Below are 21,730 nucleotides of genomic sequence, written 5' to 3'. Positions count from 1 at the left end.
CAATGCGGGTTCTGATTCTGGGTTGTGGTTATACAGGAACTTGGTTAGCGCGATCGCTCCAAGCCCAAGGCATTGATGTGGTCATTACCAACCGTCGGGGGGAGCTGCCGCCAGAACTCAGCGCTATTCCCTGTTTTCCTTTTAAATGGGAGCAGCAGGGGGAGCAATTTCCCCTAGTACCAGCTGCCCTTGAGGGGGTAACCCACGTCCTCAATAGTATTCCCCCCGATCGCCAAGGGGAGGATGCGGTTGCGCTAGCACTGTTGCCTCAGTTAGAAAAACTGAATCTGCAATGGTTTGGCTATCTTTCGACAACGGGGGTCTATGGCGATCGCCAAGGGGGCTGGGTAGATGAAACGACACCCGTCAACCCTCAAAATTTGCGTTCACAACACCGCGTCAGGATTGAGCAAATCTTTCTCAACGCCAATCTGCCTACCCACATTTTTCGCCTCCCCGGCATCTATGGCCCCGGAGAAGGACGCAATCCTATCGCTCGCATTCTCAAAGGCGATGTTCAACTCATTGATAAGCCGGGGCACTACTTTTGCCGTATCCATGTGGCGGATATTGTCCAAACCCTTGAGCGATCGCTGGCACGGCCTACCCCGCAGGAAATCTATAACCTGAGTGATGATCAACCCTCAGAGTCGCTCCCTGTTTTACTCGAGGCCTATCGTCTTTTAGGTCGTCCAGCACCACCAGCCATACCCTTGAAGGTGGCCAATCTGAGTCCAATGGCTCAATCTTTTTGGCGTGAATCTCGGCGAGTGCGCAATGACAAAATCAAGCAGGCTTTAGGGGTTCAACTCCGCTATCCCTCCTACCGCGAGGGGCTACGAGCGATCGCTCGTGAATTGGGTCTTTAAGGATGGGTGCCTTGTATACCTAGGGGGTTGGTCGCCGTCGCTGGAGAAACTCAGGAATATCCAACCTGGGTTTGGCTTCAACCTCTGGTGCAGGTGCTTCAGGAGTGGGAGGTGCCGTTGTTAGGGGGCGGTTCGTCAGGGGTGTTGTCTTGGTTGTGGTACGGCTGCGGCTCATGGGTTCACCACTAAAGCCAGTGGCGATAACGGTGATTTGAACTTCCCCTTGCATTTGGGGATCAATCACAGCACCAAAGATGATATTGGCGTTGGCATCGGCCACATTGTAAATGACCTCTGCAGCAGCATTGACTTCATGGAGGGTGAGATCTGTGCCCCCTGTAATGTTAAAGACAACGCCCTTGGCACCCTCGATAGACCCCTCCAGTAGCGGTGAGGAAATGGCACTGAGGGCGGCTTCAGTGGCTCGTGACTTTCCAGAGGCAATACCAATGCCCATCATGGCAGAACCGGCATCAGCCATCACCGAGCGAATATCGGCAAAATCCACGTTAATCAGCCCCGGCAGGTTAATAATGTCGGAAATCCCCTGAACCCCTTGGCGCAGCACATCATCGGCAACGCGAAACGCATCCTGAACCGATGTTTGCTCAGAGATCACCGAGAGAATCTTGTCATTGGGAATCACGATTAGGGTATCAACGCGACTTTGCAGTGCTTCAATCCCTTCATCGGCTTGGCTCGCTCGACGACGACCCTCAAAGGTAAAGGGGCGGGTCACCACTGCCACGGTTAGGGCTCCCTGTTCCTTGGCTACTTCCGCCACAATTGGGGCAGCACCAGTGCCAGTACCGCCACCCATGCCACAGGTAATGAAAATCAAATCAGCATCCTTGAGCGCCGCAGCAAGGTCTTCACGGGATTCTTCAGCCGCCTTTTGACCAATGGCAGGGTTGCCACCTGCACCAAGACCACGGGTGAGTTTCTGGCCAATTTGCAGGCAGCGGTGGGCTTGGGATTGGGCGAGCGCCTGGGCATCAGTATTGACGCACCAAAATTCAACACCAGCCACATTACTGGCAATCATGCGGTTAACTGCATTGCCACCGCCACCACCGACACCAATCACTTTGATGCGCGCCGCTGAAGTTTCCACCAAGCTGTCATAACTCCTTAACACATCGGCTGGTGCGCCATGGTCACTGTTGCCAGATGCAATGCCTACCTCTCCCAAGACAAAGGAGGCGCGGACTTCAGACGGAACAGGTTCCGTAGGCCACCGTTGATCTGACTCCATAACGCAACTTCTTCACCCATGATAAATATGGGGCAACTATATCATGAACTCTAGCAAAGGCATCGGCAACACCTCAGAAAATAAAAATAATCTAATCCTTCAGCCTAACTCAGGGGAGAGCGGGCTTTGGCCAAAAGACCATGCTTGGGGGCAAAAATCATCGTCAGGAAAAAAATCACTGCTTGCAGGACAACAATACAGCCACCCGTTGACACATCAAGGTAGTAACTGATGTAGGTGCCCAGTAAACTGCCAAGACCACCCACGGCTAGGGCAATCAGTACCATGATGCCAAAGCGATCGCTCAGCAAATAGGCGGTTGCCCCCGGTGTAATTAGCATCGCCACAACGAGAATGATGCCCACGGTTTGCAGGGCAGCCACAGTGGTTAGGGATAGCAACGCCAGCAGAAGATAGTACAGCAGCGTTGTATTCAGACCAATGGTGCGGGCATGGGTCGGATCAAAGCAAAAGAGGATCAAGTCGCGATGCAAGAGAGCGATCGTGATCAGTGTCATGAGGCTAACAATGACCGTTTGCCAGAGGTCGCGATCGCTAATGCCCAAGACATTCCCAAAGAGAATGTGCATCAGGTCAACGCTACTGGCGGTTTTCGAGAGCAACACCAACCCCAAGGCAAAAAAGCCCGTAAACACCAAGCCAATAACGGTATCCTCCTTTACCCTTGTCTGCTGCTGAATGAAACCAATCAGGGTCACGGCCATCAGACCAAAGACAAAAGCTCCCAAAGCAAGGGGTAACCCTAGCCAGTAGGCCAAAACCACACCAGGTAAGACTGCATGGGACACGGCATCCCCCATCAGTGCCCAGCCCTTCAGGGTCAAAAAACAAGACAATACGGCACAAACGCCGCCCACAAGGGTGCTTACTCCCAGTGCCTTGACCATAAACGCGTGTTGCAGTGGTTCCAATAGCCAAGTGATCATCATCTGTCCTCTATGTCTGAAAAGTATGATAAGGTGCTGCCAGTACAGTCGGAGGGCGGTTCTCGTGGATGGCATCCTGTTACTGAATCCTTGGTGGATGGGTGTTTTGCTCAATACCGTCCTTGGCGCGATCGCCCTTCTGACCCGGCAAAAATTACTCACCCCAGCAGGACTTTTCCATGCGTGGCTCCTCGGCGTGCTGATTTGGGGCACCTTAAGCTGGCAAGGCTATCTGATTGTCATGGTCTATTTCCTTGTTGGTTCAGCTGTCACCCGCCTCGGTATGACCGAAAAAGAGGCCGCTGGTATTGCGGAAAAACGCTCAGGGGCGCGCGGACCGGAGAACGTCTGGGGCTCGGCTTTTACAGGGACTGTCTGCGCACTCCTTGTAGTTTTACTTCCCCAATGGCGGGAGTTATTCCTAGTGGCGTTTGTTGCCAGTTTTAGTACGAAGCTGTCGGACACCTGTGCCAGTGAAGTAGGCAAAGCCTATGGCCAGCGCACGTTCCTCATCACCACACTGCAACCTGTGCCGCGGGGCACTGAAGGTGCCGTGAGCCTAGAGGGAACCCTGGCGGGGCTAGTTGGTGCGACTGCAATTGCTCTGCTAGGCTGGAGTGTGGGCTTGATGGGGGCGATCGCCATTCCCATTTGCATCCTTGCTGCTTTCTTTGCCAATCTTGTGGAGAGTCTAGTGGGAGCAACGCTGCAGGGACGCTACCCTTGGCTCAGCAATGAACTGGTCAATGGTATTAACACCACAGTCGGGGCTGGCCTGGCAATGGGGGCCATGGCTCTTTTGCAATACACCTTCGAGTGAGCGACTATTTTTAACTCTCTCTTCAATCGCTATTTTTGTTAATAATTTCATCATGAATGTCATTAATAAGCCACTTATTTCAGTGATCTTACCTGTTTACAATTCCGAAAAATATCTTCATTTAGCTATGGAATCTATCATTAGTCAAACCGTTGATAATTTTGAGTTGATTATAATTAATGATGGTTCCTTGGATAAATCATTTGAAATATTGTCGAATTATGCAAAAATTGATTCTCGTATTTGCTTAATCAACCAATCTAACCAAGGTTTAGTCAAAACACTGAATCAAGCAATTGAAATTGCTAGGGGTGAGTATATCGCCAGAATGGATGCAGATGACGTGGCTCTACCTCATAGGTTCGCATCTCAGCTTAACTTTCTTTGGGAGAAGAAATTAGATATTTGTGGCGCATCGGTTCAACTCATCGGCACAGCAACTGGTTACTGGCACTATCCCTATTCCCATGAAGGTTGTGAAGCAGAGCTGTTGTTTGGTGTACCTTTTGCCCATCCATCTGTGATCGGTCGCTCGGAGGTATTCAAGGAGCTGAGGTACTCCTCTGAGTGGCCACTGGTGGAAGATTATGATCTATGGCAGCGGGCATGGGCAGCAGGGTTCAAGATGGGGAATCTCCCGGAGGCACTTCTCCAATACCGGACGCATCGGAAACAAACCTCCAGCCTTTACCGCCGCCAGCAAGCTCAAAATAGTCAACGGATTCGTTCGCGCCACTGGCAGCAACTCCTAAGTGTCAAGTTAGGTATTGCGCGAACTGAGGCTCAGGAAGCAGAGAAAGACCCATGGAAAACGTTCCAACTCCTGTGGCAGCTAAAGCAATGTTATAAAGGAACAGAAGCAGAAAAAAACCTTGACCATGCGTTTCTGCGCCTTTGTTCTCACCGTCTTCATAGTTGGGTTTTAGATAGAACAAGCTAGTTGAGGAGCTCAAGACCACGTTTCGGGAGTGATCATGTTTTTTAGCGTTGTAATTCCTACCTATAATCGTTTGCCGATTTTAGAAAAGTGTGTGCGGGCGATCGCCCATCAAAGATGGCATCCTGATCTGGGCATCAAGGGCTATGAAGTCATTATTGTTGACGATGGTTCAACGGACAATACGGTTGAGTGGCTCAAAGAGCATCGTCATGAATTTCCCTGTGTGCAATGGTTGCAACAGGAGCATCTTGGTCCTGCAGCTGCTCGCAACTTAGGTATCCAAGCAGCTCAGGGTGACTGGATGATTTTTATTGATAGCGACTTAGTTGTGACTTCAACCTTCTTAGATGCCCATGTGCGGCGCTTAATGCGAGAACAAAAACGCCTTGGAATAGAGGATGTGACTCAGGTTCCTGCCTTTTCCTATGGGCGTGTGATTAATACCTGTAATTTTGAAGATCCAACTTCAGAGCCATATAAGATAACTGATTTTTCAGCTGCCTATTTTGCAACGGGAAATGTGGCGATCGCCCGCCACTGGTTGGAAAAGGCAGGCCTCTTTGATACCCAGTTTCAACTCTACGGCTGGGAAGATTTAGAACTAGGGGTGCGCCTAAAAAAATTAGGTTTACGATTACTGAAGTGCCCTGAAGCAGTTGGCTACCACTGGCATCCCTCCTTTTCCCTCAGCCAAGTGCCTGCCCTCATTCAGAAAGAGATTGAAAGGGGGAGAATGGGGGTCTTGTTCTATAAAAAGCATCCGATTTGGGAAGTGAAGCTCATGATTCAAATGACCCCTTTTCATTACCTTCTTTGGGCAATCCTATCCCTCGGTGGTATGCTCAATGAAAAAACCCTGGCACCCCTGTTGCAATGGTTGATTAACATCGGTCGCCCCCAAGATGCCCTTGAGGTGGCTCGCATCTTTTTGAACTGGTACAATGTTCAAGCGGTTTATGCAGCCTATCAAAGTGAAATTAAAAATTCAAAGTGAAATTAAAAATGTGATGTAAGGAACCAGCGGTAGGTTGACGGGCGAGCTTTTGATAGAATTAATTAGCTTCCCTCAGTACTTTGAGTTTCCAAGTATCAGTTGTTAAGCTAGTCATTTTATGAGCACGCCAACCCTGTCACCAGCGCTCAAAGCCCGTTTAGCCACGCCACTGCAGATTGGCTCTGTTAGGGTCAATAGTCGGGTATTGCAGTCCCCTTTAGCAGGTGTAACGGACCTCGTCTTTCGCCGCTTAGTGCGCCGATATGCCCCTGAGTCGATGATGTATACCGAGATGGTCAGTGCGTCGGGGCTGCACTATCTGAAAACATTACCCCGGATTATGGAAGTGGATGCGAATGAGCATCCCATCAGTATTCAGCTTTTTGACTGTCGGCCTGATTTTCTCGCAGAAGCCGCGATAAAGGCAGTGGCTGAAGGGGCAGACACCGTGGACATCAATATGGGCTGCCCCGTGAATAAAATCACGAAGAATGGCGGTGGTTCTTCCCTACTGCGGGATGTACAAACAGCAGTAACCATTGTGCGTACGGTCTCAAAGGCGGTGCCTGTGCCAGTCACGGTGAAAACTCGCATTGGCTGGAGTGATGAGGAAATCAATATCCTTGACTTTGCCAAGGCGATGGAAGATGCTGGTGCGGCAATGATTACGGTTCATGGGCGTACCCGTGCCCAGGGCTTTAATGGCCCAGCCCGCTGGGAGTGGATTGCGCGGGTGAAGGAGCGCGTCAGTATTCCCGTGATTGCCAATGGCGATATTTTCTCGGTAGAGGCGGCAGTCCGCTGCTTGGAGCAAACCGGGGCAGATGGGGTGATGTGCTCGCGGGGAACGATGGGATATCCCTTCTTGGTGGGAGAAATTGATCACTTTTTGAAAACGGGGGAATTGCGGCCTGCGCCAACGGTGGTTGAGCGTCTGCAATGTGCGCGAGATCATCTGATTGCCCTCTGGGAGTACAAAGGGGAACGGGGGATTCGCCAAGCGCGTAAGCATTTGACGTGGTACGCCAAGGGCTTTGCCGATGCAGCAGAACTGCGCGGTGAATTGTGTCGCATTGAAACCCTAGAGGCTGGTTTAGCTCTCCTCGATGCAGCAATTGAGCGCTTGCAAATGGCCTCCGAAATGGAGGCGATCGCAGCCTAAACAAATGAAAAAAAGATTTGTGTTTCGCAACATTTTCACAAAAACTTCGTAAAAGAAGCTTCTAGAGCCGAAGGGTTATAATGAAGGTGTAGGTGTAAGCAGGCCGAAAAATAGTGATGGGGCTTGGCCTACAAAAGGTTGATTGGCATTTGTGGATTGAGGGCAATTTTTTAATCTCTTACGCATTTTCTAGCAGTTGCAGTTAGCAGGTTCTTGCTGGTTGGAAGGAGCGATCGCTATCGGTTACAGGCGATCGCGAGAAGTTGCTGCCCACTTGATGAGGAACATGGACTATGAACTGTACACGCTACACTACACGCTACACAGAATTGCCCGAAGCGGCATGGCAAGGATTTACAGGGGGTGACTGGGTTGAGCACATTGATGTGCGCGACTTTATTCAGCGCAACTATACCCCCTACACCGGAGATGCTTCCTTCCTCGTAGGCGCCAGCGATCGCACCCAGCAACTCTGGGCAAAAGTGCGTGCGCTGATGGCTCTAGAGCGCGAAAAAGGCGTCCTTGATGCCGACACCAGCGTGCCTTCCTCAATCACAGCCCACCCACCGGGTTACATCGATCGGGAGCTGGAGCAAATCGTTGGCCTGCAAACCGATAAGCCCTTGAAACGGGCGATTATGCCCTTTGGCGGCATTCGCGTGGTTGAAACCGCCCTCAAGGCCTACGGCTATGAACTAGATCCGCGCACGAAGGAAATCTTTACCAAATATCGCAAAACCCACAACGATGGCGTCTTTGATGCCTACACACCCGAAATGCGCCGCTGCCGTAAATCGGGAATCATTACCGGACTGCCAGATGCCTACGGCCGGGGTCGGATTATTGGTGACTATCGCCGCGTGCCGCTCTACGGGGTAGATCGCTTGATTGCCGACAAACAGGCGCAGCAGGCCTCCCTTGAAGTCGATGTCATGGATGAAGAAACCATCCGCCTGCGAGAAGAGCTCTCAGAGCAAATCAAAGCCCTCAATGAACTCAAGGAAATGGCCGCCAGCTATGGCTTTGATATTTCGCGGCCAGCGGCCAATGGCAAAGAGGCTATTCAGTGGCTCTACTTTGGCTACCTGGCGGCGGTCAAAGAACAAAACGGCGCTGCCATGTCCCTTGGGCGGGTCTCAACCTTTCTTGACATTTACTTTGAGCGAGATTTGCGTCAGGGCACAGCCACAGAAGCCGACATTCAAGAGTGGATTGACCACTTTGTCATGAAACTGCGGATGGTGCGCTTCCTGCGGACGCCGGAATACAATGAACTCTTCTCTGGGGATCCCACGTGGGTCACGGAGTCCATTGGCGGTATGGGTCTCGATGGTCGCCCGTTGGTGACGAAAACCAGCTTCCGTATTTTGAATACCCTCTATACCCTGGGGCCTGCCCCCGAACCCAACCTGACGGTGCTGTGGTCGGAAAACTTGCCAGAGGCCTTCAAGCGTTTCTGTGCTCAAGTGTCCATTGACACCAGTTCCATCCAATACGAAAACGACGACTTGATGCGTCCCTACTGGGGGGATGACTACGCGATCGCCTGCTGCGTTTCGGCGATGCGAGTCGGCAAACAAATGCAATTCTTTGGGGCACGGGTGAACTTGGCCAAAGCCCTCCTCTACGCAATCAACGGTGGTCGGGATGAAGTCTCTGGTCAGCAGGTGGCACCGATGTTTGCCCCAATTACCGGCGACACACTGAAGTGGGAAGAGGTGCTGCCACGCTTTGAGCAGATGATGGCTTGGTTGGCGAAGGTGTATGTAAATACCCTTAACGTCATCCACTATATGCACGATAAGTACTGCTATGAGCGGCTGGAGATGGCGCTCCACGATCGCGATGTCTTCCGCACAATGGCCTGTGGGGTGGCTGGTCTATCGGTGGTGGCGGATGCCCTCTCGGCCATTAAGTACGCCGAGGTGAAAGTAATCCGGAATGCCGAAGGGTTGGCCGTGGACTACGAGATCAAGGGCGACTTTCCGAAGTACGGCAACAATGACGATCGCGTGGATAGTCTTGCGGTGTGGGTCGTGGAAACCTTCATGAACGAAGTCCGCAAACACAAAACCTACCGCAATGCGGTGCCCACCCAGTCAATCCTGACGATTACCTCCAACGTCGTCTATGGCAAGAAAACCGGCAGTACTCCCGATGGCCGCAAGGCGGGTGAACCTTTTGCGCCAGGGGCCAACCCCATGCACGGTCGCGATACCAAAGGGGCGATCGCCTCACTAGCGTCCGTGGCCAAGTTGCCCTATATCCATGCCCAAGATGGCATCTCCAATACCTTCTCTATCGTGCCTAGTGCCCTTGGCAAGACCCGGGAAGATCAAATCAGCAACCTGGTGAATATGTTGGATGGGTACATCCATGATCAGGGCTTCCACATCAACGTCAACGTGCTCAACCGCGAAATGTTGCTAGATGCTATGGATCACCCTGAACTGTACCCACAACTCACCATTCGGGTGTCTGGATATGCGGTGAATTTCATTAAACTCACCCGCGAACAACAGTTGGATGTTATTAACCGCACGTTCCACGAGCGCTTTTAGGCTCACTGGGCAACTGCTGCCTAGGTGAACGCCGCCTCCTCTACCTCGAGCGATCGGGGTAGATTTTTTATGGTGGTTGCATGAAGGGCTCGAGGGTATTGTGAGTCTGGTCAATCTTCCCTTTTTCTATGGCCATAGGGCGGGCGATCGCGCCTGTTTGCTCCTCCATGGCTTGGGGGGTGGGGCTTATGAACTGCAGCTTTTGGGAGAAGTTCTCTATGAAACGGGTTGGACGGTTCAGGGCATTCTGTATCCGGGGCACGATCGCCCCAGTGCCCAAATGCCCGCCTCGACATGGCCGCAGTGGTATGAGGCCGTCGTCACCGCCTTCCAAGTCTTGCGAGAGAGCTACTCAACGGTTGCGGTGGTTGGCTTTTCCACAGGAGGAACCCTAGCCCTCCATCTTGCCTATCACTATTCCGTTGATGCCCTAGTGCTCCTTGCGCCCTTTTTGCGCATCTATCGACCTTGGTTTTCCGCCGTCAGACCCGAGAGGCTGGTGCGGTCCCTTGGTCGCTGGATTCCTTGGGTACCTCGGCGGAGCCTACCGATTCGCGATCGCGCTCTGCGCCAAGCAGCGGAAGAAGCCTGTTTTTTTAAGAGTTTCAATTTACAGGCAGTAGGCAGTGCCCTCGACCTCATTGCCCAAGTGGAGCAGGAGCTGCCCATGATCACAACACCGACACTGATTCTCCAAAGTCGCGCCGACACCATCGTGGACCCCCAAGGGGCACAGAGGATCTATGAAGACTTAGGCAGTCCCAACAAGGAATTGCATTGGCTCAAGGATTCGGATCATTTGCTCCCCCTGGATGTGGAGCGAGAGCAGGTATTCGCCAAGGTGGTCGCCTTTTTGGGAAGATAGTTGCAGTTGGTTACTGGCCCTGCCATGGAAACATTGGATCTACGGGGAACGCCCTGTCCTTTGAACTTTGTGCGCACGAAACTGCGCCTGCAACAGTTGCCCCCCCAGCAGCCCCTTGAGGTGTGGTTGGATGCGGGCGAACCCATTGAGCAGGTGCCCGATAGTTTGCGGATGGCGGGCTATGAGGTTCTCAGAATTGAGCCACGGCAGGACTATTTTGCCCTTCAGGTGCAGCGTCCCGCATGAGTGAGCTGGTGGGCTTGGTGCGAGCTGTCCAGGCCAATTACTATCGTGTCCGCCTACGGGAACCCACCAATGGGGTTGAGGAACTCCTCTGCGTGCGCCGTGCTCGCCTCAAGAAGATGGGGCAACAGATCTGCGTGGGAGATTGGGTGGTGGTGAGCCATCCCGATTGGCCAGGACAACGGGGGGCGATCGCTGAGATTTTGCCCCGCCGCAATCAATTGCCCCGCCCGGCAATTGCCAATGTAGATCAGATTTTGCTGCTTTTTGCCTTGGCCGACCCCCCTGCGGATGTCCATCAAATTACCCGCTTCCTTTTGACCGCTGAAGGGTTAAATGTTGAAATTCAGGTGGTTTTTACCAAAGCGGATTTGGTTTCTCCCCAAGCGCAACAGCAGTGGCGCGATCGCCTGCAACAATGGGGCTATCGTTGCCATGTCCTCAGCCTTACCCAAGGAACAGCTTGGCAGGCTCTGCGTCCCCATCTGGCCAATCAAATCACGGTCGTCTGTGGCCCCTCGGGGGTGGGCAAAAGTAGCTTGATCCGCCATCTTACACCTCGGGAGGATATTCGCGTCGGCGTGGTCTCCGATCACTGGCATCGAGGACGGCACACTACACGCCATGTGGAACTCTTTCCCCTACCGGCGGGGGGCTGGATTGCCGATACACCGGGCTTTAACCAACCGGAATTGCCCCCAGATCCGCAGCAATTGGCGGCGGCTTTTCCGGAGATTCGCCAACGGCTAAGCAAGAATCAGTGCCTCTTTGATAACTGTCGCCACGATCAGGAACCGGGCTGCTGTGTCCGTGGCAACTGGGAGCGCTACCCCCTCTACATTGCGTATTTACACCAGCTAGAAACAATCGCTAGTTCAGAGCCATCCTTGGGGAAGGTGCCCCCAGTGAAGGCCAAGAGTGACCGCCAAGGTCAGCAGCGCCTTGAACCCCTCTTGGATCCGAAAAAATATCGTCGGCGATCGCGACGGCAGCAACATCAGCACCTCAATCCCATGGCTGAGGAAGTCCTCGATAGCGAATGGTGATGACTATGCCCCCCGTGTTGATCTCTATCCTGTTGAGTGTCACAGGTCTTTCCCTTTTGATCTGGCTGGTTTTGCTGCTGTTTTGGGGAGAGTTTTGGCGCCCGGATCAGCGGCTACAGGGGGGAGATCTGAAGGTTTGGCCAACGGTCGTGATTGTCATTCCAGCCCGCAATGAGGCGGCGGTGATTGGCACCAGTGTGCGATCGCTCCTAGAACAGGACTACGCAGGACCCCTCCACCTGATTGTGGTGGACGATCAAAGTGACGATGGCACAGGAGACATCGCTCGCCAAACGGCTCTTGATCTCGGTCAGGGCGATCGCCTGACAATTATCGAGGGCACACCGCTCCCCCTCGGCTGGTCAGGTAAGCTCTGGGCACTGTCCCAAGGCATTGAAGCAGCCCGTGCCTTTGATCCCGATTACTTGCTGCTGACGGATGCCGATATTGCCCACGATCGCCAAAATTTGCGCCAATTGGTTGCCCACGCCCGTCAGCAAAAATGCGCCCTGGTGTCCCTCATGGTGAAACTGCGCTGCCAAAGTCTCTGGGAAAAACTCCTAATTCCCGCCTTTGTCTTTTTCTTTGCCAAGCTCTATCCTTTCCGTTGGGTCAACGATCCGCAGCGGGCAACGGCAGCTGCCGCCGGCGGTTGTATTTTGATTGATCCCGCGGTGCTGGACAAAATTGGTGGCATTGCCTGTATTCGGGATGCCCTGATTGATGATTGTTCCTTGGCCGCCGCCGTCAAGCGAGCCGGCTACCGCATTTGGTTGGGGCTGACCCCCACCACTGTGAGCCTGCGTGCCTACAATACGCTCGGCAGTATTTGGCAGATGGTGGCTCGCACCGCCTATACGCAGTTGTCCTATTCGCCGCTTTTGCTTGTGGCAACGGTGATTGGCATGACCCTGGTGTATTTGTGGGCCCCCTTTGCCCTTGGGATCGGTCTTATGAGTCAATCACTGCCCTTAGCCGTCATGGGGGGACTCACTTGGGGGGGCATGGCGATCGCCTACGGGCCAACGGTGCGTTTCTATGGCCTTAATGGCGGCTGGGCGCTGACACTGCCCGTGATTGCCTTTCTCTATACCCTGATGACCCTGGATTCTGCCCGTCGTCACTGGCAAGGCCGGGGCGGTGCTTGGAAAGGACGGGTTTATCCGCGCAAGTCATAGATAGGGTGATAGGCCATAACAATGAGGGTGTCACTGGCGTCAAGGCCCCGAAAGTCTGTGGGACGAGGGTTGAGCAACACCTGTTGATTTTGGCGGCGAATCCCCACAAGGAGAACTGGATTGTCGGGATGGCGGTTGCTGTACTCACTCACCCAAGCACTAAGGGCAGGAAATGAGAGGCCATAAAGGGTGGCAGGATAGTACCTTGGCTCAATAAAGTAAAACTCATTGGTGTGATCGGAGTAGGTCAGGAGTTGGCGATAGACCTCGGACATTTGCCGAAAGAGGGCACTTTGGGCTAGGATGCCAGAACTGTAGTCTTGGCTGAAAATGACTTCATCGACCCCTGCTTCCTTGAGGTGGCGCCGGCGATCGCTATTCACCAATTCGGCCACCACATGAATATCCTGCTCGTGGCCAGGGGTTTTCTCCAGATGCTTCACCGCAAGGGCAATAAGAACATTTTTTTCATCGGGGGCTTCCATATCGGCATCGGCAAGCAGAATAATTGCCTTGGCCTTGGGGGCATTGAGGCGTTCGAGGGTACTGTGGTGGGTGGGATCCCCCTGCACCACAAAAACATCGGTGCGCTCTTGAAATTCGGAGTTAAGTTTAATGGGTTCCGCACACAACAGGACAATATCGCGGGGATAGTAGCGGTTGGCCTCAATGAGTTGCCGTAGCACCAGGGGAGCCTTGGTATTCCAATTGCAGATAATAATATGGTTGCTAAAGGATTTCATGGGCAGCGTTTGGGCAAGGGCTTGGGTGACAAAGTAGGAGGAAAACTTGCCAATCAGGGCACCAAAGGCAAAGGTGCCAAAGAGCAGTAGTAGCAGTTGCACGACTTGCCCCAGCAGGGTTCGCGGGCGATCGGGATACTCTCCCACCAGTGTGATGATTGCATTACTGAGGGCCTCCCAAGCTCGGCTGGGTGACTGCAATGCCTCTTCGCTCCAGACAAAAGCCACAATCAACAGCACCAGAATCGCGATCGCCCCCAGGGTAAGGAAGCGTTGAAGCCGCGCTTGCATTGGCTAGCGAGGGAAACATCACGTCTATTCTAGGATTCCCTTGGTGACTCTCTCCCTCTTGTAGAGTCTCCCAGATTCCAGTATCCTGACTGCTATACAGCCCTTTGCAATAGGATGAAACCCCCTCAAAACCGCAAAGACTGCTTAATAATGGAATCACATCCCCTCCATAGGGCGATATGGCAGAGGAGCAATTTATTCAGCATCATGGAAACAACATCGGCAGTAAAGGAGCAGTCTCTTGAATAGGTCTGACCACCGACGATGCCGACGGAGAATGTATATCTGGGGTCGCCCCTAGAAGAATAGCTGCAATGTCTGCCGCTGCCTTAGAACTTTTATTTGTCCTGCTGCTCATCATCGCCAATGGCATTTTTGCTGGTGCTGAAATCGCAGTGGTCTCTGCGCGCAAAGTCCGCCTCGAGCAACTGGCAAAACGCGGTAAACGCAAGGCGAGGGCAGCTCTGAAACTGGCCAACTCCCCCAATGATTTTCTCTCGGTTGTACAAATTGGCATTACTCTGATTGGTATTCTCAGTGGTGCTGTGGGGGGTGCCACCCTTGCCCAGCGGTTACAGGCTACCCTGAGTCCCGTGCCATGGTTGGGTCAACACAGCCAGCCTTTGAGCATTGCCCTTGTGGTGACGGGGATTACATATCTTTCCTTGGTGATAGGTGAACTGGTGCCCAAGCGGATTGCCATGACCTATCCGGAGGCGATCGCCTGCAATATTGCCAAGCCAATGACTTGGCTGACGAAATTAGCAGCCCCGATTGTGCATTTACTCAGCATCTCCACAGATGCCATCTTGCAAGTATTGGGCATTGCCACCACTGCCGACCAAACGGTTACGGAGGATGAAATCAAGGTCCTGATTGAGCAGGGGGCCCGGGCGGGTCTCTTTGAGGTGGCAGAGCAGGATATGGTGGCGCGGATTTTTAACTTGGGCGATCGCCCGATTCAATCCATCATGACCCCCCGCACCGATATTGTTTGGCTGGATATTGAATCTTCCCTTGAAGAAATAGAGGCGGAAATCCTAGCCAGTTCCCATTCACGGTTTCCTGTTGCTGAGGAAACCATTGATCACTGCTTGGGGATTATCTCAGCCAAGGATTTTTTAGCGGCTCGCTTAACCCAGCAAACCATTGACCTGCGGCAACTGGTGCAGCCGGCGCTGTTTGTTCCCGAAGGCCTACCGGCGCTTGATGTCCTTGAACTCTTTCGCCAGTCGAGCCAACACATTGCTCTGATTACCGATGAATACGGTGGCATTGAAGGACTAGTCACCCTCAATGATCTCACGGAAGCAATTATTGGCACACTGCGCCACGATGAGGAGGAGGAACCACAAATTGTTCAGCGGGAGGATGGCTCTTTGCTGTTGGATGGTCTGCTTTCTACCTATGAACTCAAGGAATTGCTGCGGCGGGAAAGCTTGCCCCAGGAGGACACTGCCAACTACCACACCCTTGGTGGGCTCATCATTACGCTATTTGGTCGCATTCCCCAGTCGGGAGATTATATTGAAACCGACGGCTTGCGCTTTGAAGTGGTGGATATGGATGGCAACCGCGTTGATAAGGTGCTGGTCACTGAACTGGTGAGCGATGATGCCCTCGCCGATGAGAGCAACCACAAGGAGAAGGATTAACGACGGCGCAAATCGGCTACCGTGCGTTGTAGCGATCGCCAGCGTTGTTGTCGCAGTTGGTTAAGGGCCCGTTTCAGGGGGGGCAAAGGGGGGCAATCACCACCATAGCGCCAAGCCACATAGGCCTGGGTCAGGGTTGCAATGGCCCGTTGACTGACGGCATCAAGGCGGCTACAGGTTTGCAGCGATCGCGCGTATTCCCAAGGGGTTTGATTGGCGCGCTTCGGTAATCCCTGCTGGGCCAGACCATCGAGCATTTGTACATAGAGGCGGGCGATCGGGGGCAGTTTTTGCAGACGTTGACGGTATCGCCACCCCTGGAGAGCGTATCCCAAGCCCCAGACAGTGATGGCGCCCCCCAAAAGAATCAAAATCCCTTGGACAATACCCCCCAGCCCTTGGCTAAACAGATCAAAGAATTTTTGTAAAGCGGTTTCGAGGGTGGCAAAAAGGGTACCAAAGAGCCCTGTCACTGGGGTCGGCAGCCAGCCGGTGACCCACTGCCAAAACTGCTGGAGAACGCTAAAGGTCTGATCCACCTCTAGAGTAGCTGGATAGAGATCGTGCCCCGGAATCGGATCAAAGAGAAACCATCCCAAATTGGGGAAGTAGGCCTCCGTCAAGGCATAGGCATCGGTATTACGAACCACGTACAGACCCGTGAAGGGGTTAAATTCCCCTGTTCCTAACCCTGTTACCAAGCGGCTGGGAATACCAATACTGCGCAACAGCAGTGTCAACGCACTGGAAAAGTGATCGGGATAGCCCCCGCGCCACTCAAAAAGAAAGGCCTCCACCAAATCTTGATCTTTACCTAGTTCAGGAATATCAGTTCTCAGGGCATAGGATTGCTTCAGAGCCTGGGTGAGGTAAAGGGCTTGCTCGTAGGGTTCAGGAATCGAGCGATCGGCCTTTGCCAGCAGATCCTTAGCGAGGGCTTGGAGTCGCGGTTTGAGATCCGCCGGTACTGCCAAGTAGGCTTCATACCCGAGGGGAGAATGCAGTCTAGGAGCGCTGCGCAACAGGGAGCGATCGCGCACCGGCACTTGAGAAATTACGGAATAGGTCAGCCCCGCTGGCAAGGGCAGCGGCGCCCGCAGCCCACCATCGAGATCGCGGGCAATTTCACGGGTGGGAAAATAGAGTTCGCGCGGCTCATAGAGGTGGGGAATGAGGTTACTAAACTCAGAAACAATCGTGTAGGTCTGAATCACTTCCTGCGTTGGCATCTGGGAGAGTTGCTGCGGCAGCAGATAGCGAAAACTCCAAGGGGAACGCTGCAGCACTTCTGCCTCATCGTTGCGACTAATGCGCCAACCCCGCCCCGTATATTGGTCAAAGGCAAGGACTCGCCAGAAGCCGGGGGCTTGCGATCGCACTCGCATTAGTTCCTGGGGGGTCATCATGCCCCCAATGGTCTGGTCAATCTCGGCACCAAAGCCATAGTAAAAGTTCGAGTCGAAGGTTTGATGGGTCAGTTCCTCCCCCAAACCGCCACCACCACGACCACTGACGTAGCCCGGATTGATCACACGGGTTTGGTCAAACTCCCCTTGAACTTCAATTTCAGCACTGACAGGCAAGGTGCGAATCTGATAGCCAGGGAAACGCGGCAGCAGCACAAAGACCGCCATTCCCAAGCCAAGAATCAGGGCAAAGAGACCAAGCCATTGCGGCCAGGGCAAGCGCAGGGAGTTTAGTGTAGTGGATAGCAAGCCCAGGCGTGAGCGGTAGTCGAGGACTAAAACCGGTAGAGCGATCGCCAGAAAGATTAAAAGAAACACGCCAAAGATCATGGTTTGACTGAGGGTGGCCGCTACACTGATCAAAATCAGGGCAATCACCATCGAGTAGCCCAAATCCTTGCGGCGAGGCAAGTCAAAACTGTGGAGCACTTGCAGTTGGATTAACAGTTCCGTCAGCAACACCCGGGAATCTTGGTTCAGTGCGGCCAGCCGCCCTAAAAACACCGCCAATGCCACCAACATACCGATGGCAATCACTAGCTTAGCGACAACATTGCTTTGCCGCCGTGCCCACCAACTCCAACCAAAACCGGCAATGGAGAGGGGAACTGCCCAAAAACTATTCGTTGTTTCTGAGGCAACATCCGTGGTCACCAGGCCAACAATGACCAGGCCCAATACCCCTAGGCGCAGCAGCAGGGAATCCTCAATATCTTTGGCCGGGGCCAGCATCGGTGAGTGGGCAAGGGGTTGCAGCCAAGACTGAAACATAAAGGCAGCAGGGAAAAACTGTGCCCTGATCCTAACAAATGTCTACTTGAGAGCGGGCAAATCACCCCCTAGGGGCATCGCCTGCTAGCTCCAGCGTTTCCTTACCCTTAAATCACAGGGTTTGCCTATGTTTTGCCTATGGGCCAAGTCAGTGCAGCAGGAATCAGACCATCCCTTGACAACGCCTTAGCCGCCAGCGATCGCGGGAATGATGCTGACCTCGTCGCCATCCTTGAGGGGCGTTTCAATGCCATTGAGGAAGCGAATATCCTCGTTATTGACGTAGAAATTCACAAACCGCCGCAGCTGACCGTTTTCATCACAGAGGCGCCCTTTAATGCCGGGGCAGTCCTGCTCTAGCTTCTCTAGGAGTTCAGCGATCGATTGGGCTTGACACTCCACCGTTGCCTGATCGCGGGTGAGTTTTTGCAAGGGAGTCGGAATCAAAACAGTAACAGCCATAGACCTCTACAAACCATCCATAGATTTCAACAAAGTTTGGGAAAACTAACTAGACCAATACCGGTTGCCAATCCAACCGTTCAAGGGTGCGCGATCGCTCTAGGGCGCGCTCAAAGCTGGCCAACTTCGGTTCAATCGTCAAGGGTTGACCAATATCGTTTTGTACCGCCTCTTGGGTTTTCAGGCCATTGCCCGTGATATAGACAACGGTCACTTCTTCGGGGTCAATTTTGCCCGATTCCACCAACTTTTTGAGAACAGCAACTGTGGTACCACCAGCGGTTTCGGTGAAAATCCCTTCCGTCTCCGCAAGCAGCTTAATGCCTGCCACAATTTCTTCATCGGTGGCCGCAGCGATCGCCCCATTCGTTTTGCGGGCAATGTCTAGGGCATAGACACCATCGGCGGGGTTACCAATGGCAATCGATTTAGCAATGGTGTTGGGCTTCACGGGTGCCACAAAGTCCCGCCCCTCGGCATAGGCTTGGGCAATGGGGGAGCAGCCGACCGCTTGGGCACCACTACAGCGGACAGGTTTGTCAGCCACTAGACCCACTGCCACAAATTCACGGAAACCTTTGTAAATTTTCGTGAACAGAGAGCCGGAAGCCAAGGGGGCCACAATGTGGTCAGGAAGTTGCCAGCCCAACTGTTCAACTACCTCATAACCTAGCGTCTTTGACCCTTCCGAATAGTAGGGGCGCAAATTGATATTGACAAACCCCCAGCCATGGGTATTTGCCACCTCCGAGCAGAGACGATTGACTTGATCGTAGTTGCCCTCAACCGCCATCACCGTTGGTCCATAGATGAGCGTCCCCAAGACCTTACCCGCTTCCAGATCCGCTGGAATAAACACGCAGCAGTCTAGCCCCGCATGGGCCGCGATCGCCGCCGTTGAATTCGCCAAATTGCCGGTACTGGCACAGGACACCGTCGTAAAGCCCAATTCCCGCGCCCGTGTCAACGCCACCGATACCACCCGATCCTTGAAGCTGAGGGTGGGCATATTCACCGCATCGTTTTTGATGTACAGATGCTTGAGCCCAAGCCGCCGCCCCAGCCGCTGGGCTTTGATGAGGGGAGTCATCCCTGTGCCCACATCAATGGGGTTTGCCGAGGTCACCGGCAAAAAGGGACGGTAGCGCCAAATGGACTTCGGACCCGCCTCAATGGTGCTGCGCGTTACAACTGCCGCCAAGCGTTCCAGATCGTACTTCACCTCTAGGGGGCCAAAACAGTACTCACAGACATGAATGGCTTGGGGTTCGTACTCTGCGCCACACTCTTTGCATTTGAGGTGGGTAAAATAGGCGGTTTCGGTGGTGGAGGTCAAGGTTGCGGTCATGGGTCTCAGACTGCCTCAGACAAGTTGTTGACCATCCTAGCAGGGGGCGATCACCCTGTCAAACATATCCGACTATTTTTATCGGGATTTGAATCACCAGCAAAATTCTTCCTGTTGGGGATGGGTTCCTCGTCCTCCGTTGGCACTCTCCTGAGGCTTCTTGAGACTTCAGCGAATGGGGGTATGTACTGTCACCAACTTTGTGCCATCGGGAAATGTTGCCTCGACTTGCACCTCTGTGAGCATTTCTGGCACCCCTTCCATAACATCATCACGGGTGAGCAGCGTTGTGCCATAGTTCATCAAATCGGCAACCGTGCGCCCCTCCCGCGCTCCTTCCAAGATGGCCGCAGAAATATAGGCCACTGCTTCGGGATAATTGAGCTTGAGACCCCGGGCTTTGCGACGTTCGGCCACAAGAGCGGCCGTAAAAATCAGGAGCTTGTCTTTTTCTTGCGGGGATAGTTGCATCGTTGCTAGGGTTAAGCATTGGCTCTACCTCATATACTAGCCTGTGGCTTGGGGGCCCAGAAAATCAATGTCAAATCAATGAGCGATAAAGTCAGATTGCGACAACACTATCTTGAATGGCGGCAGCACCTGAGCGATCGCGAGTGGCAAGAGCGCAGTCAGCGCATTTGTCAGCACTTGTTTGATCACCCCCAGTTTCAACAGGCAACCACGGTGTTGACCTACGTGCCCCATCGCCGAGAACCGGATTTGCGCTCCCTGTGGTTACTCCCGAAACAGTGGGGCTTACCTCGTGTGGTGGGCCAGGATTTACAGTGGCATTGTTTTGATGGCAAAGAAGACACTCTCCAGCAAGGCCGCTATGGCCTCTGGCAACCGTCCCCCGAAGCTCCTCCTATTGATCCCGCTTGCGTTGATCTGTGTTTGATTCCTGCGGTTGCCTGCGATCGCCAGGGGTATCGCCTCGGCTATGGCGCGGGTTTTTTTGATCGCCTCTTTGCCCACCCTGACTGGCAGCACGTGTGTCGCTGGGGGATTGTCTTTGAGGCAGCGCTTGTAGAAGAATTGCCCCATGATCCGTGGGATCAGCCGCTGCAAGCAATTTGCACTGAATCAGGCCTCTGGGAAATCCGCTAAAGACCCAGCTTGGCTAACACTGGCTGCGTCGAGACGATGTGCTTTCTCAAACCAAGTTCCTCCGGACTCAGGCCAAGGGCTAGACCCACTAGTTGCGGCAAGTGGAGAATCGGCAGATTGAGGGGAACCCCCACCTGCTGGGCAATCTCCGGTTGACGGGCATCGAGATTGAGGTGACACAGGGGACAGGGGGTGACAATGCAATCCGCACCCTTGGCGATCGCGCTCTGGAGTCGTTGGGCGGCCATCGCAAAACTGGCCGCCGTGGCATAGCTAGAAATTGGCCAACCACAGCACTGGGTACGTCCCTCATACTCTATGGGGGTCGCTCCTAGCGCCTCAAATACCTGCTCCATCGAGGTGGGATGGAGCGGATGATCAAAGGGGAGTCTCTCTTGGGCGCGCAGGAGGTAACAGCCATAAAAGGCAGCGCAGCGAAGTCCTTTGAGGGGACGATGGACGCGATCGCGCAACTGGTCAATGCCCACATCGCCAACAATTGCCCAGAGCAAATGCTTGACTTCTGTTGTGCCTTGGTAGGGAGCGCAGCCCTGTTGCGTCAACACTTGGTTAATTTCTGCCACGTACGCCGGGCGATCGCGCTGAAACCTTTTGAGGCGTTCATCCACATGGCCAATCACCCCCTGACAGGTGCTGCAATGGGTCAACAGGGGCAGGCCTAACTGTTCTGCAAGGGCAATGTTGCGGGCATTCACGGTATCTTCCAGCAGCCATGAATTTTCCTTAAAGGTACCTGAGCCACAACAACTGGCTTGCTTCAGTGGCACAAGCTCTATATCCAACAGGGGGGCGATCGCCCGCGTTGAGAGATCTAATTCCCGACAGGCACCTTGAGCCACACAACCGGGATAGTAGGCATAGCGTAAAGCAGGCATACCACTTGAAAAGTCTAAAATCTGCCCCTAGTCTAGCCAATCATCACATTACCTTCGTAACGTCTCGCTGCTCAGTTATAATCCTAGGATTTAGAAACAAGTGCTTAGTTT

Annotated in this window: 20 protein-coding genes; 12 read left to right on the top strand and 8 right to left on the bottom strand. The window is 53.4% G+C overall.

What is annotated here, in order from left to right; genetic code table 11:
- Nucleotides 1-2 precede the first annotated feature (2 nt).
- The gene (locus NK55_RS11750; protein WP_024125915.1) at nucleotides 3-869 is read left to right on the top strand and encodes an SDR family oxidoreductase; all 867 of its coding nucleotides are present in this window, start codon (nucleotides 3-5) and stop codon (nucleotides 867-869) included.
- A gap of 19 nt (nucleotides 870-888) precedes the next feature.
- Here NK55_RS11750 and ftsZ read toward each other — a convergent pair whose 3' ends face one another.
- Nucleotides 889-2,124 carry a cell division protein FtsZ gene (gene ftsZ, locus NK55_RS11745; protein WP_024125914.1) on the bottom strand — a complete coding sequence of 412 codons (1,236 nt, stop codon included), beginning with the start codon at nucleotides 2,122-2,124 and terminating at the stop codon, nucleotides 889-891.
- Between the two features lie 104 nt (nucleotides 2,125-2,228).
- On the bottom strand, nucleotides 2,229-3,074 hold the full coding sequence (locus NK55_RS11740) for a metal ABC transporter permease (RefSeq protein ID WP_157869739.1): 846 nt from the start codon (nucleotides 3,072-3,074) through the stop codon (nucleotides 2,229-2,231).
- Between the two features lie 22 nt (nucleotides 3,075-3,096).
- Here NK55_RS11740 and NK55_RS11735 point away from each other — a divergent pair, with 22 nt between their 5' ends.
- The 9 genes from NK55_RS11735 (at nucleotide 3,097) to NK55_RS11695 (ending at nucleotide 12,880) form a co-directional block, all read left to right on the top strand.
- On the top strand, nucleotides 3,097-3,891 hold the full coding sequence (locus NK55_RS11735; RefSeq protein WP_051372857.1) for a TIGR00297 family protein: 795 nt from the start codon (nucleotides 3,097-3,099) through the stop codon (nucleotides 3,889-3,891).
- Nucleotides 3,818-4,831, top strand: a complete 1,014-nt coding sequence (locus NK55_RS11730; protein WP_225871757.1) for a glycosyltransferase — start codon at nucleotides 3,818-3,820, stop codon at nucleotides 4,829-4,831. The genes NK55_RS11735 and NK55_RS11730 overlap by 74 nt, the downstream gene beginning before the upstream one ends.
- A 34-nt stretch (nucleotides 4,832-4,865) precedes the next feature.
- Nucleotides 4,866-5,825 (top strand): glycosyltransferase family 2 protein, encoded by a 960-nt coding sequence (locus tag NK55_RS11725; RefSeq protein WP_024125910.1) that lies wholly within the window; start codon nucleotides 4,866-4,868, stop codon nucleotides 5,823-5,825.
- Nucleotides 5,826-5,943: 118 nt separating this feature from the next.
- A complete protein-coding gene (dusB, locus tag NK55_RS11720; RefSeq protein ID WP_024125909.1) occupies nucleotides 5,944-6,987 on the top strand; it encodes a tRNA dihydrouridine synthase DusB in 1,044 nt (347 codons plus the stop codon).
- 293 nt (nucleotides 6,988-7,280) lie between these two features.
- Nucleotides 7,281-9,548: a formate C-acetyltransferase gene (gene pflB, locus NK55_RS11715; protein WP_024125908.1), complete on the top strand. Its 2,268-nt coding sequence runs from the start codon at nucleotides 7,281-7,283 to the stop codon at nucleotides 9,546-9,548.
- Nucleotides 9,549-9,648: 100 nt separating this feature from the next.
- Complete coding sequence (locus tag NK55_RS11710) at nucleotides 9,649-10,413, top strand: carboxylesterase (protein WP_024125907.1); 765 nt, start codon at nucleotides 9,649-9,651, stop codon at nucleotides 10,411-10,413.
- Nucleotides 10,414-10,437: 24 nt separating this feature from the next.
- The gene (locus NK55_RS11705; RefSeq protein WP_041429931.1) at nucleotides 10,438-10,659 is read left to right on the top strand and encodes a sulfurtransferase TusA family protein; all 222 of its coding nucleotides are present in this window, start codon (nucleotides 10,438-10,440) and stop codon (nucleotides 10,657-10,659) included.
- Nucleotides 10,656-11,702, top strand: coding sequence for a small ribosomal subunit biogenesis GTPase RsgA (gene rsgA / locus NK55_RS11700; RefSeq protein WP_024125905.1), 1,047 nt, complete (start codon nucleotides 10,656-10,658; stop codon nucleotides 11,700-11,702). The genes NK55_RS11705 and rsgA overlap by 4 nt, the downstream gene beginning before the upstream one ends.
- Nucleotides 11,696-12,880 carry a glycosyltransferase gene (locus NK55_RS11695; protein ID WP_157869737.1) on the top strand — a complete coding sequence of 395 codons (1,185 nt, stop codon included), beginning with the start codon at nucleotides 11,696-11,698 and terminating at the stop codon, nucleotides 12,878-12,880. Before rsgA ends, NK55_RS11695 begins: the two co-directional genes overlap by 7 nt.
- Here NK55_RS11695 and NK55_RS11690 read toward each other — a convergent pair.
- Nucleotides 12,862-13,914 carry a TrkA family potassium uptake protein gene (locus NK55_RS11690; RefSeq protein ID WP_024125903.1) on the bottom strand — a complete coding sequence of 351 codons (1,053 nt, stop codon included), beginning with the start codon at nucleotides 13,912-13,914 and terminating at the stop codon, nucleotides 12,862-12,864. The genes NK55_RS11695 and NK55_RS11690 overlap by 19 nt on opposite strands.
- 314 nt (nucleotides 13,915-14,228) lie before the next feature.
- On the opposite strand from NK55_RS11690, the gene NK55_RS11685 reads away from it, so the two are divergent.
- Complete coding sequence (locus NK55_RS11685; RefSeq protein WP_024125902.1) at nucleotides 14,229-15,569, top strand: hemolysin family protein; 1,341 nt, start codon at nucleotides 14,229-14,231, stop codon at nucleotides 15,567-15,569.
- On the opposite strand, the gene NK55_RS11680 is transcribed toward NK55_RS11685, so the two are convergent.
- The 4 genes from NK55_RS11680 to ureA all read right to left on the bottom strand — a co-directional run bounded on the left by NK55_RS11680 (nucleotide 15,566) and on the right by ureA (nucleotide 20,087).
- Nucleotides 15,566-17,806 carry a DUF3488 and DUF4129 domain-containing transglutaminase family protein gene (locus tag NK55_RS11680; protein WP_024125901.1) on the bottom strand — a complete coding sequence of 747 codons (2,241 nt, stop codon included), beginning with the start codon at nucleotides 17,804-17,806 and terminating at the stop codon, nucleotides 15,566-15,568. The genes NK55_RS11685 and NK55_RS11680 overlap by 4 nt on opposite strands.
- A 186-nt stretch (nucleotides 17,807-17,992) precedes the next feature.
- Nucleotides 17,993-18,268, bottom strand: coding sequence for a MoaD/ThiS family protein (locus NK55_RS11675; RefSeq protein WP_024125900.1), 276 nt, complete (start codon nucleotides 18,266-18,268; stop codon nucleotides 17,993-17,995).
- A gap of 49 nt (nucleotides 18,269-18,317) precedes the next feature.
- The gene (gene thrC / locus NK55_RS11670) at nucleotides 18,318-19,616 is read right to left on the bottom strand and encodes a threonine synthase (protein WP_024125899.1); all 1,299 of its coding nucleotides are present in this window, start codon (nucleotides 19,614-19,616) and stop codon (nucleotides 18,318-18,320) included.
- Nucleotides 19,617-19,784: 168 nt separating this feature from the next.
- Nucleotides 19,785-20,087: an urease subunit gamma gene (gene ureA, locus NK55_RS11665; RefSeq protein WP_011056825.1), complete on the bottom strand. Its 303-nt coding sequence runs from the start codon at nucleotides 20,085-20,087 to the stop codon at nucleotides 19,785-19,787.
- A gap of 78 nt (nucleotides 20,088-20,165) precedes the next feature.
- Between ureA and NK55_RS11660 the strand changes: the two genes are divergently transcribed.
- Nucleotides 20,166-20,723, top strand: a complete 558-nt coding sequence (locus tag NK55_RS11660) for a 5-formyltetrahydrofolate cyclo-ligase (RefSeq protein WP_041429310.1) — start codon at nucleotides 20,166-20,168, stop codon at nucleotides 20,721-20,723.
- On the opposite strand, the gene NK55_RS11655 is transcribed toward NK55_RS11660, so the two are convergent.
- A complete protein-coding gene (locus NK55_RS11655) occupies nucleotides 20,720-21,619 on the bottom strand; it encodes a CoB--CoM heterodisulfide reductase iron-sulfur subunit B family protein (RefSeq protein ID WP_024125897.1) in 900 nt (299 codons plus the stop codon). The genes NK55_RS11660 and NK55_RS11655 overlap by 4 nt on opposite strands.
- Nucleotides 21,620-21,730: the final 111 nt, after the last annotated feature.

The organism is Thermosynechococcus sp. NK55a, assembly GCF_000505665.1.
In the GTDB taxonomy this organism is placed as follows: Bacteria; Cyanobacteriota; Cyanobacteriia; order Thermosynechococcales; family Thermosynechococcaceae; genus Thermosynechococcus.
The sequence above is the reverse complement of the archived record's forward strand: the minus strand, read 5'-3'. Positions and strand labels throughout refer to the sequence as shown.

Excerpts from the sequence above, each read along its gene's own strand:
- NK55_RS11730 (WP_225871757.1), top strand. The coding sequence starts at position 3,818 with ATGGTATTAACACCACAGTCGGGGCTGGCCTGGCAATGGGGGCCATGG.
- NK55_RS11690 (WP_024125903.1), bottom strand. The coding sequence starts at position 13,914 with ATGCAAGCGCGGCTTCAACGCTTCCTTACCCTGGGGGCGATCGCGATT.
- NK55_RS11655 (WP_024125897.1), bottom strand. The coding sequence starts at position 21,619 with ATGCCTGCTTTACGCTATGCCTACTATCCCGGTTGTGTGGCTCAAGGT.
- NK55_RS11735 (WP_051372857.1), top strand. The coding sequence starts at position 3,097 with ATGATAAGGTGCTGCCAGTACAGTCGGAGGGCGGTTCTCGTGGATGGC.
- ureA (WP_011056825.1), bottom strand. The coding sequence starts at position 20,087 with ATGCAACTATCCCCGCAAGAAAAAGACAAGCTCCTGATTTTTACGGCC.
- NK55_RS11750 (WP_024125915.1), top strand. The coding sequence starts at position 3 with ATGCGGGTTCTGATTCTGGGTTGTGGTTATACAGGAACTTGGTTAGCG.
- NK55_RS11695 (WP_157869737.1), top strand. The coding sequence starts at position 11,696 with ATGGTGATGACTATGCCCCCCGTGTTGATCTCTATCCTGTTGAGTGTC.
- NK55_RS11680 (WP_024125901.1), bottom strand. The coding sequence starts at position 17,806 with ATGTTTCAGTCTTGGCTGCAACCCCTTGCCCACTCACCGATGCTGGCC.
- NK55_RS11685 (WP_024125902.1), top strand. The coding sequence starts at position 14,229 with ATGTCTGCCGCTGCCTTAGAACTTTTATTTGTCCTGCTGCTCATCATC.
- NK55_RS11675 (WP_024125900.1), bottom strand. The coding sequence starts at position 18,268 with ATGGCTGTTACTGTTTTGATTCCGACTCCCTTGCAAAAACTCACCCGC.
- rsgA (WP_024125905.1), top strand. The coding sequence starts at position 10,656 with ATGAGTGAGCTGGTGGGCTTGGTGCGAGCTGTCCAGGCCAATTACTAT.
- NK55_RS11740 (WP_157869739.1), bottom strand. The coding sequence starts at position 3,074 with ATGATGATCACTTGGCTATTGGAACCACTGCAACACGCGTTTATGGTC.
- pflB (WP_024125908.1), top strand. The coding sequence starts at position 7,281 with ATGAACTGTACACGCTACACTACACGCTACACAGAATTGCCCGAAGCG.
- ftsZ (WP_024125914.1), bottom strand. The coding sequence starts at position 2,124 with ATGGAGTCAGATCAACGGTGGCCTACGGAACCTGTTCCGTCTGAAGTC.
- NK55_RS11660 (WP_041429310.1), top strand. The coding sequence starts at position 20,166 with ATGAGCGATAAAGTCAGATTGCGACAACACTATCTTGAATGGCGGCAG.
- dusB (WP_024125909.1), top strand. The coding sequence starts at position 5,944 with ATGAGCACGCCAACCCTGTCACCAGCGCTCAAAGCCCGTTTAGCCACG.
- NK55_RS11725 (WP_024125910.1), top strand. The coding sequence starts at position 4,866 with ATGTTTTTTAGCGTTGTAATTCCTACCTATAATCGTTTGCCGATTTTA.
- NK55_RS11705 (WP_041429931.1), top strand. The coding sequence starts at position 10,438 with ATGGAAACATTGGATCTACGGGGAACGCCCTGTCCTTTGAACTTTGTG.
- thrC (WP_024125899.1), bottom strand. The coding sequence starts at position 19,616 with ATGACCGCAACCTTGACCTCCACCACCGAAACCGCCTATTTTACCCAC.